The sequence below is a fragment of the Desulfotomaculum defluvii genome, from assembly GCF_054657375.1.
The window spans coordinates 30,278-40,768 of record NZ_BAAHYV010000001.1; the positions used below are offsets into that span (position 1 = coordinate 30,278).

Annotated in this window: 9 protein-coding genes; 3 read left to right on the plus strand and 6 right to left on the minus strand. The window is 40.5% G+C overall.

The features are described 5' to 3' along the window. Window positions 1-26 precede the first annotated feature (26 nt). The 4 genes from lpdA to gcvH form a co-directional block, all read right to left on the minus strand. The gene (lpdA, locus tag ACYQ03_RS00140) at window positions 27-1,403 is read right to left on the minus strand and encodes a dihydrolipoyl dehydrogenase (protein ID WP_459906711.1); all 1,377 of its coding nucleotides are present in this window, start codon (window positions 1,401-1,403) and stop codon (window positions 27-29) included. A 142-nt stretch (window positions 1,404-1,545) separates the two neighbouring features. Then, the gene (locus ACYQ03_RS00145; protein WP_459906713.1) at window positions 1,546-2,988 is read right to left on the minus strand and encodes an aryl-sulfate sulfotransferase; all 1,443 of its coding nucleotides are present in this window, start codon (window positions 2,986-2,988) and stop codon (window positions 1,546-1,548) included. A 149-nt stretch (window positions 2,989-3,137) separates the two neighbouring features. Continuing rightward, window positions 3,138-3,986, minus strand: coding sequence for a hypothetical protein (locus tag ACYQ03_RS00150; protein WP_459906715.1), 849 nt, complete (start codon window positions 3,984-3,986; stop codon window positions 3,138-3,140). Between the two features lie 44 nt (window positions 3,987-4,030). Continuing rightward, window positions 4,031-4,429, minus strand: a complete 399-nt coding sequence (gcvH, locus tag ACYQ03_RS00155; RefSeq protein WP_459906717.1) for a glycine cleavage system protein GcvH — start codon at window positions 4,427-4,429, stop codon at window positions 4,031-4,033. Window positions 4,430-4,676: 247 nt separating this feature from the next. Here gcvH and ACYQ03_RS00160 point away from each other — a divergent pair, with 247 nt between their 5' ends. After that, window positions 4,677-5,603, plus strand: a complete 927-nt coding sequence (locus ACYQ03_RS00160; protein ID WP_459906719.1) for a LysR family transcriptional regulator — start codon at window positions 4,677-4,679, stop codon at window positions 5,601-5,603. A gap of 65 nt (window positions 5,604-5,668) precedes the next feature. Here ACYQ03_RS00160 and ACYQ03_RS00165 read toward each other — a convergent pair whose 3' ends face one another. Together ACYQ03_RS00165 and ACYQ03_RS00170 are read right to left on the minus strand one after the other, a co-directional pair. Next, window positions 5,669-6,997: an IS3 family transposase gene (locus tag ACYQ03_RS00165; protein ID WP_459906721.1), complete on the minus strand. Its 1,329-nt coding sequence runs from the start codon at window positions 6,995-6,997 to the stop codon at window positions 5,669-5,671. Between the two features lie 132 nt (window positions 6,998-7,129). Then, window positions 7,130-8,527, minus strand: coding sequence for an MFS transporter (locus ACYQ03_RS00170; protein WP_459906723.1), 1,398 nt, complete (start codon window positions 8,525-8,527; stop codon window positions 7,130-7,132). A 378-nt stretch (window positions 8,528-8,905) separates the two neighbouring features. Here ACYQ03_RS00170 and ACYQ03_RS00175 point away from each other — a divergent pair, with 378 nt between their 5' ends. Then, on the plus strand, window positions 8,906-9,322 hold the full coding sequence (locus ACYQ03_RS00175) for a universal stress protein (protein WP_459906725.1): 417 nt from the start codon (window positions 8,906-8,908) through the stop codon (window positions 9,320-9,322). 318 nt (window positions 9,323-9,640) lie between these two features. Further along, window positions 9,641-10,477, plus strand: a complete 837-nt coding sequence (locus tag ACYQ03_RS00180; RefSeq protein ID WP_459906727.1) for an amidohydrolase family protein — start codon at window positions 9,641-9,643, stop codon at window positions 10,475-10,477. The last annotated feature ends 14 nt before the right edge of the window (window positions 10,478-10,491 follow it).

Genomic DNA, 10,491 nt, shown 5'->3' on the forward strand with positions numbered 1-10,491 from the left:
CACTCCTCAACATCCGCCAACAAATACTAGCCGTGAATACTTAAACCGTGAACATTCTCCGCAGCCTCCATAATGGCCTCGGCCAGAGTAGGATGGGCATGGATGGTTGCGGCTAGATCTTTAGCTGTTAGACCATTCTTCACTGCCAAAGTGGCTTCGGCAATTAAATCCGAGGCATGGGGTCCAATGATGTGTATACCCAGTACCACATCGGTTTCGGCGTTGGTTACGACCTTGACAAAGCCTTCCCCTTCACCCATGCTTAGTGCCTTACCATTGGCCATAAAGTTAAACTTACCGGTTTTCACTGGAATTCCTTTATCTTTTACCTGTTGCTCCGTCATACCCACCGAGGCTATCTCGGGGCTGGTAAAAATGCAGCTGGGTACAGCACTATAATCCATACGGGTCTCTTTACCCATGATATCTTCGGCAGCCACAATACCCTGGGCTGATGCCACGTGAGCCAGTTGGTATTTCATAACCACATCACCAATGGCATAGATACCTTCAATGTTGGTTTGCATCTGGTCATTGACCAATATCTGGCCTTTTTCACCAAAGGCAACCCCAACCTCTTCCAAACCCAGATCTTTGGTATTGAGGGTCCGACCAATAGAAATTAAGGCTTTCTCTGCTGTAATGACATCGCCGCTTTCCAATTCTGCTTGAATACCGCCTTGTACCTCTTCTATTTTCTTAATTGATACATTGGTTTTAATATTAAACTTTTTCTTTTTAAATATGGTCTGCATACGACGTGAAATATCTTTATCTTGAATAGCTAAGATGCTCGGTGCTGCTTCCACCATAGTAATTTCAGTTCCCATACTACCATAAATATGGGCAAATTCACAGCCGATAACACCGGCACCAATTACTAAAAGGCTTTTGGGAACTTCAGTTAATTCTAGGGCCTCTTCACTGGTGATGATGGTGGTTCCGTTGTACCCCAGGGACTTAATTAAAGCTGGACTGGAACCAGTGGCAATTACAATGTTTTCGCATTGTAATTCCTGCGTTGTACCATCATTCTCAACCTCTACTACCCCGGGTGCTTTGATTTTAGCAGCGCCATTAAATAAATCTACCTTGTTCTTATTTAATAAAAAATTAATACCGCCCACCAGCTTCTCAACGACTTCGGCCTTTCTGGCCTGAACCTTGCCAAAGTCAACCACAGGGCTACTCACTTCAATACCAAACTCAGCTGCATCTTCCACTGCTTTCAGTTTATCCACAGCAGCAATCAAGGATTTGGTAGGAATACAGCCTCTATTTAAACAGGTACCACCCAGTTTGTCCTTTTCTACCACGGCAACCTTGCCGCCCAGTTGGGCAATGCGGATGGCAGCCACATAGCCGCCGGGGCCACCGCCAATAACCACAGCTTTATAATTCATGCTCTTACCTCCCTATATTTAATAGCCGTTAGCCTTCAGCCATTAGCCATATGTTATTTGCTTTTTACTAACTCTAGGGCTAATGGCTAAAAGCTAATGGCTATAATGGGGGGCAGCAGCCCCCCATTAATAAATAAGTTTTTTACTCTTCTACTTCATCTCCAGCAGCTACACAAAGTGCTCTGTCACCCTGGTATGGTTTTGTGCCTTCTATAACGGTTGTTTTCTTGGCACCCATGGCTGCTGCACCTGGCATCCGGAAGGTGGTTACATCCACAGGCTCGATGGCTGTTTCCACAGGACGCTCCAGTTGGGGTACCCATTCGTAGGGTAAACGGTAAGCACGATAGACCATGTTAGTGGGCATTTTTTCACCTTTATAAGGGCTGATGTATTCCCAAACAATTTCGTATTCGGGGGTAACTTCAAAGATACGTCCATCGGATCCCTCAGTAATCAAGGTGTTACCATTGGGCAAACGTTGGGCACTACTGATGTAAGGGCTGTAAAAACGTTCTGCATCAGTTGGCATCAAGAAACCAGCTTCAGCAGGAGTATACTGCCATACAATTTTCAGAGTGGTGGGATCGATTTCCAGTACCCGGGAGTAATCCCTACGAGCGTTCTTTGCTCCAGTGGGAGAAGCAGGGTTAGGCACACCGTAACCGGCCCAGCCTCCATTATCAAAGATTAGGATGTTTCCTTCCCCGGGCAGACCCTTGGGAATCATGTGAGCATGGTGCTGGCCAATAATCCAACCAATTTTCTTAAGTTCTTCACTGCTATCATAGTTGGGGCCTAATTTCCAAACAATCTTACCTGTTTTCTTTTCAATGATACAAATAATGTTGGTTTCCCGGCCATCAATAATGATGTTCTCGGGATTAAAACGCTCATCCCCAGCATCATAAAATCTGTTGGGACCAAGTACCGACATAGAGTTGATGTGCATCCAGTCACCCATACCACCACCAGAAGTTCTCATGTTGGGGTCACGGCAGAGAATATTTTTTGCTGCTTCATCAAAACCTAATTCATCAAAATGCTCGTTACAAGCCCATTCCCAAACAATATTGCCTTCCCAGTCTACTTCGATAATAACATCATCTAACAATAATTTGTCAGAAATCTTAGGGTTTCTAATATTTTTGTGACAGAGTATCAGAGTGTTGCCTTTGTCGGTTAGCGGCTCCATGCCAGGTACATAATAACCTACTGGGTTACCTTGACGCTGGTAGTCATGGTGTTGTCTAGCCATCCACTGTGGCTCTTCACCGGGATCTTCGATAAATTCGTACTGGTTAAACTTCCAAACAATATTACCATCCCAGTCAACCTGTACTAAGTCAGTCTGATCCTGCATACCAAAGTTATTGTTTCTTTCACCTAGGTGACCAAAAACATAGCCACCTGGCAGCATTTTGTTAGGAAAACCATGCAGCCCCTTCCAGAGATTTACTTCGGTTCCATTCATATCAATGAGCATAGCCCCTACTTCTCTGGCCTGAAAGATGGTATAACCATTCCAACATTTTTTGGGATTGTAAACGGTAACCCCGGTTGGGTATACGGTTGGATAACTCATGTTATTGTGCCTCCTGTTTTACTATTTGATAAAAGGGTTACAGACAATCTAGTATCTATAACTCTTGGTTTCGCAACACTAATGAAACTAAGCATTTGTTTTAAATTCACAGTAATAGCTATAAGGCCTTGCCTATTGTTTCACTGTTTTTATGCCTTTTCAACTTCTACAAAAACCTGATGGGCCCTAGCTGCGGTACGGTAAGGTAACAGTGCTTCGGCAGCCATTGCCTCTACCGCATTAAAACGCTCATCCTTACAATCTTTAGGCTTAAATAATTTAATTAGATAGGGGTTCTTCATACTACCTGTAGCTTCGGCAATGAATTTCGCTGTGTTACCAACTTCCTTAGTAGTCAGGTAGCTAATTTCACCGTCTTCATGAACAACAGGACTAACCGTAGTCTGGAATTTATACTCGGGGAACTTAGTAACCATGGACAAGGATTTCTCAATTTCTGTAGTATCAACCTCCTTGCCTAAAAGCTTACTGTACAGTTCTCTAGGGCCTAAGACATTCATGATCATTACATCCGCCAAACCCTCAGCTAATATTTGCTCTAGGATAGAACTGTTGAGACCATTGGTATCCACCTGGAGCTTCATATTATTGGTTTTTTTAATGTAACGTAAAACTTCTAGGAACCCTTCAGCATCCTCAGGGTTGCCGCCGGAAACGTGGATACCATCCACCCATTCCTTGTGCAGGGTTCCTGTGCTAAAAAAACTATCCAGTTTACCTCCACCGTAAAGATAGGCGACACAGGCACCAATCCCCTGGCGAATGACTCCTACTCCTGTATCGTGCAAGAGAGGGAATTCCACACCGTCGGGACCACGAAATATCGCTTTCCGGTTAGCAGCATAAAACTTTTGAAAAGCCTCTTTACCTTCAGCTTTCATATCCTGTTCTTCAAAGACAATGCCTCGTTCATGCATGAGTTGTTTAATAATCTTGCATCGGGTACAGCCCGTGGCTGTATAGATTGTAAAACTCATCAGAAGTCTCCTTTCATTGTGATTAAAATACTTTGTGCAAGGCACTATTTAATTTGATTTAGATAATCTTCTTTGTTAAGCAGTTCTTTTAATTCATCCAGGTTGCTGGGCTCAACTACTATCATCCAACCTGCGACATAGGGATCTTCATTGACATTTTGGGGAGCTTCTTCTAATTCGCTGTTTACCTCTACAATTTTGCCGCTGACAGGCATGTAGAGGGCAGATACAGTCTTAGCAGATTCTGCTTGACCGAACTCATCGTTTTTACTGTAGTTCTCACCAGCATTTGGCAATTCCACAAAGATAATACTGCCCAATTGATCCTGTGCAAAGTCAGTAATACCAACCTTCACTAAATTGCCTTCAACCTTGGCCCAGGTATGCTCGTGGAAGTAGAAGATATTGTCGATGAAATTTAATTCTGCAATTGGTTTAGTCAAACATCAACATTCCTTTCCGATATCTATTTTTTTCTTTTCTATTTGGGAAAATTATCACTGATTTATTGATATAAGATTAGCATACCGGAATCAGTAAATCGGTAGTGCACACTACTTGTGAAGAAAAACCTAACTAATTTTGTCGTTTATTTGACATGTGTGTCGATTTAGGTTAACTTGTTTAGCTATAGGGGTTGTGTTAATCTAGTTGATATTAAAGGAATTTTCATTATAAAGGTGTGGTTGTATGGATATCAATCATCTTCGATATCTGGTAGATGTGGCCCAAACAAAATCTATCACACTGTCAGCCAAACGACTTTTTATTTCCCAACAAGGGTTAAGCCAAATCATGGTGCGGCTAGAAAACGATTTAAAAGTGCCCCTTTTAAATCGTCATCGTCAAGGGGTTACCCTAACCGAAGCCGGTGAAGATGTGGTGGCAAAGGCCCAGGAAATTCTTCAGAAATACAATGAGTTACTGACAACTGTACAATTTTATTCTCAGGTTGGTCCGCAAAACTTAACCGGAAAATTGTTCATTAGTGTAGTTCCCTTTATCAGCAGCAATTTGCTGCCAGAAGTACTTGACTTATATCATAAACAATATCCCGGGGTGGAGGTTCACGTTCAGGAGAAGCAACCGGATGAGATTATTCAAGATATTAATAACTGTGACATCGATATCGGCCTATTTATTCTGCCAGAATTCCAGTTTAACGAGCAAATTCTTTGCTGTAGCGGCACCTATGAAAAAATCCTAGAAAATGAAATGTTCGCAGTGGTAGCAAGCCATTCTCCCCTGGCAAAAAAGAAAAAATTGACAAAAGCCGCTTTATATCAACAACCCCTTGCGATCTATAATTTTGCAGCTTATCTAAAGATCATCAGTCAAATGTTTAAGGATTTAAACCGCCTAAATATCTTAGTTAAAACTAATTCCGTGGAGCTATATAAAAATGCTATTCTCAATCGTCAAGCAGTGGGTATAACCTCTTCCACTGACACCAGGCTATTAAGCGATGATTCTCTGGTTACCTTACCCCTAGAGGAATCGGTCAAGATGTTCTATGGCTGTTTTATACCTTCCTCTTGCTCAATTTCTGCGGCTGCGGAAGCGTTTATTTCTATTCTCAAATCCCAAGTAAGCAATCTATTAAACCGTAAAAAATAACAAGAAGGCTGATGATGATTCCCTTTAAAGTGGACCCTATGTCAAGGACAGTTTAAAAAAGAGCATTAGGCTGCTAAAAGCTGGTTCCTGTATTGTACAGGGGCCAGCTTTTTTAATCCCCATTGATATCTATGGTTGTTATAGTAATTGATATAGTGGTCAATTAGTTTTTCTACTTCTTGAAACGTATTACAGGTTCGATAATCAATTTCATCCTTCATGTGACCAAAGAAGGATTCTTGTGGAGCGTTGTCCCAACAGTTGCCACGCCTAGACATAGATTGGCCTAAACCATATTTCTTGAGAAGCCTCTGGAACGTTGGACTGGTATAATGGCATCCTTGATCGGAATGAACAAATGCTTCAGAATGCAGTAGTTCACTGTTATGATTTATCAAGTTTTCAATGGTTTTTGTGGCAATATCTAAGGTGATGCGCTCAGATACATGATAAGAAAGAATTTCATTTGTAGAAGCATCTTTAATTGTTGATAAATAGGCCATTTTAGATACACCAAATGGAAGATATGTAATATCAGTTAGAAGTACCTTTCCAGGAATACGCTGTTTGAATTGTCTATTTAAAAGATTGGGAACTACCCTATGTTCTTTTGTGGCTTTTGCCATCCGTCGGTAAGGATTAGCCTTCCTGATTGGACATTTAATATCATATTTACGCATGATTCTTTGTATCCGTTTTCTATTAAACACCAATTCGAATTCCTGTTCTAATACCATTTTTATTGAACGTGAGCCTTTCTTGTATCCATGCTTGTAATAGGCGTTAAGAATCATATCCCTTGCATGGAGGTCTTTTTCTTCCTGTAACTGTCGAGTTTCTTCAGACGACAAGTAATTGTAATACCCAGACCGTGAAACCCCCAACATATCACAGAAATACGATACCATACCCTTCATTTTATATTTTGAAATGGTGTCGCTAATTAACTGAAATATATCACTTGTTGCGAGACTTTTTCCTGTGTTTACCATCCTCCTTTCGATTTTGTCTAACTTTTTTAGCAGTTCTATTTGCTCCTCGAGTAACTTTATCTTTGCCTCCTGGCGGGTAATAATTTCTTCTTGTGAAAGTTCATTAATCCGTGGACGACCGGAATTTTCTGTACGAGTATCTCTTAGTCCTAAGATTCCATCTTCATTATAGGACCTAATCCATCTGTAAGCAGCCTGCTCATATCGTTTTACTCCAATAATATCAATATCGAATCCAGCATCCGTAAATATAGCTCGAGGCAACTTACCCTTCAAGTATTGGTCAATGAACAAACGCTTAAAATCATTGGTGTATGTGATGGAACGTTCAGAAACCTTAGCAACATAGGGGTTTGTCTCCAGTTTTTTGATGTCATCGGATGAAAATATAATTTTGCTCACTTTATCCTTCCTCCTGTTGCTATGATTGTACAAAAAAAGAACCCTATGGGTAAAACACTTTTTTTCAAGTGTTCATTCCATAGGGTCCATTTTACTTATCAGCCTTCTTGTTTTTTCCTGGAAAGAGTATACTTAGGCTACTTCTTCCAAGGACTTACCGCCAGTCCGTTCACCAAAGACTAATACAGTAACACCTAATACAATCAAGAAACCAGAGATTACAGTAAATACGCCACCAAATCCAAATTTTGCATAGATAACCGGTACCATCAGTTGGGACCCAGCCACAGATAATCGTCCCATGGCGTTATGGAATCCAGTGGCGGTATTACGCATCCTTGTTGGATAGGACTCAGCTACATAGGAGAATAAGGTAAAGCTCCCAGCTAAGTTAAAGGCATTCATACCCATACCAATGGCAATGATTAAAGTTAAATTGTTGCCCAGATTAGCAAAGACGGCTGCCAGTGCCGCCCAGCAAAGGGCCATAACCCCAATGGGAATTTTTCTTCCACCTTTATCGGAGATGAAGGAGGAAAGGAAACATCCAATGGGAGCACCTAGAATAATCAGAGAACTAGCAAACAAGGATTGTTCCAAGGAAAAACCCTTTTGTTGCAACAAGGTAGGTGTCCAGGCCATAAACACAAATCCGGGAATGCAGACACTTATAAAGGAAACTAGCAGCACCACTGTTCTTTTAATATATCCTCTACTAAACATTCCAACCAGAACTTCCATTACATTTTCTCTGGGCTGTACTTTCTTAGCTGCTTCACTTAAATCAACCTGACGACCAGTTAGCTCAAACATTACCTGCTCTGCTTCTGCTACCCGTCCCTTAGATACCAACCAACGGGGAGACTCTTTCAGATACTTAAGTCCGAATAAGAAACCAATTAGTCCCAGACCACCCATGTAAAAGATATAGCGCCAAGCATCGGGACTCATCGGAACGATCATCCTAGCGATTACGCCGATCACAGGCATAGCCAGAAAGCCAATACCTGCAGTCATGTTCTGCCACTTCCCCCTGCTTTCTCCGGGAGTCATTTCTGAAATATAGGCAATGGATACAACCATCATGCAAAAGATACCAAATCCGGTAACTGCTCTGGCAATGGCAAAGGTCATTAAGTCGTTGGCAAGTCCGTTCACAATGGAAGCTACTGAGAATATAACAATACTGGCTAAAAATGTTTTTCTGCGTCCAATAAAGTCTGAGATAACACCCCCTAGTAAACCACCTAAGGTCATACCGACAAAGTATAAGGAGGTAATATGAGCAATGTCTTCCATCGAAATGCCCCAAGATTTAATAAGGGCCGGAGCAACGAAAGAAAAGTTGTTGTTATCCAGTTGTTCAAAGAAATAGGCCAAGATAATAATTAAGAAAATACCCATATGATTCCTAGAAACCGGTAAACCATCAAAGTAATTGTTTTTAATTCTGACACCTGCATTTACATCCACACTACTACCACTCAAAGGAATTCCCGCCGGGATACTGGCACTGGCATTTTTCTGCATAAAGCTTATCCTCTCCCTATCTGCATTTATCACTCTCTGATATTGTGATAATAATCTTTAATACAATCTTACACATGAGTCATCCTCGTGACAAACAAACAGTCATTGTGAAGACACAACAAATTCTTGTAATTATAGCTCAAATATTTATAGCACTAATCTATAAAATCTAATGTTTATGAATGACTTTTTATTAAACCCCCAAGATCTTCTGTCACAAAACCGAGGAAAAACATGATGGCAAAGATTATTTACATAACCAAAAAACAAAATTGAGGGTGATCTTTATCACAGACAGTTTAGAAACTATTATGCTATTATTACATATACTAAGTATTATTTGCTACCTAACCATTTATTATTGGGGAGGGAAATAGCATGTTTCGATATTTACTTGCTGTAGATGGCTCGGAAAATTCAAAAAGGGCAGCACAATACTTAGCAGAACTTACAAAGTTACGTGACAAAATGGACATTACTGCAATTCACGTTATTAAGCCAAAACCCGGTAATCAAATCGGGGATACTCCCTTAACCAAAGACTCCGACATTGAACGGGGCTGGCAAATACTAAACGAGCAAACTTTTGAATTTCAAAAATTGGGGTTTCCAATAAAAAAGCAACTGGTTTTTGGAAAGCCAGAGCAGGCAATAATCGACTATGCCCAAAAGAATGATTTTACACAAATCGTTGTAGGTTCCAGAGGGTTAACAGACTTCCGAGGGTTACTATTTGGAAGTGTGAGCCACCAAGTATTGCATCAGTCCCATTGTCCTGTCACCTTAGTAAAATAAATAATCTTTATACTAAATCAACCGGGCACCTTGAGGCCCGGTTGGTATCATGTACCAGAATAATATATAAGTGAGATGGTAGCTTAAATAATGATCATGTATGACGTATATCTTAAAGCACTGGCACGGTAGCCAGTGCTTAATTTTATTAATATTTTTGACCCGCTACTACCCCATAAACTGATGACTAAGGCAATCTATTTCATATATCCAGTTATTATTTTGAGTAAAATGTGGCTTAGTCGAATAAAAATTAAGAAGGGATACTGACTTAATTGTCTAATTATTCAAATAAATGGGTAAAAGGAGCTTGGGTATATGTATAAAATAATAGATGGTCATGTGCATTTATACCCCGAAAGATTAATGAAGGCAATCCTGAACTGGTTTGAAAAACATGAAGGCTGGGATATGCCCTTCAAATGGCCTGCTGAAAAACATATAGAATATTTGCATAATACCGGGGTATCCGAAATTATGGTTATGGCCTACGCAAGTAAAGTAGGCACCAGTCAAGAACTAAATGAATGGTTGGCAAATCTAACGAATCAATACCCAGCAATAAGGCCCTATGCCTGTGTACACCAAGACGATATCAAAAAAACTGAAATGCTTAAAATCTTTTTGGAACAATATAACTTTTACGGTGTGAAAATTCACTGTTTTGTTCAAAGGGTATCTATCACTGATGACAGGTTCAGGGAAGTGTTACAGTTACTCTCTGATCGGGGTAAGGGGTTAGTCCTTCATGCCAGCTCCATGCCGGCTTATTCACCTTTACCTACACCTGATGAAGTAGCTTCTTTGTTAAGAGAATATACAGGAATAAAAATCATGATAGCTCATTTAGGTTTACCAGATTATCATAACCAGTACCTAAAGCTTCTGGATAAATACGAGAATTTATATCTTGACACTGCCTATATCTTTGGCAACCAAAGGTATGACATAATACTTGGTGATAACAATAAGAGTATAGATTTTCTAAAAGAAACCTTAAAAAACTATCCAGATAAAATTATCTATGGCAGTGATTTTCCTATTATGGATTACCCGCCTGAAAAGGCCATAGAGCACATCCGCTCCTTTGGGCTTGGGGAGGAAAGAGAGGAGAAAATTTTCTACTCCAATGCTCAAAGATTTATGGGGAGATAAGTGTCCTGAAATAA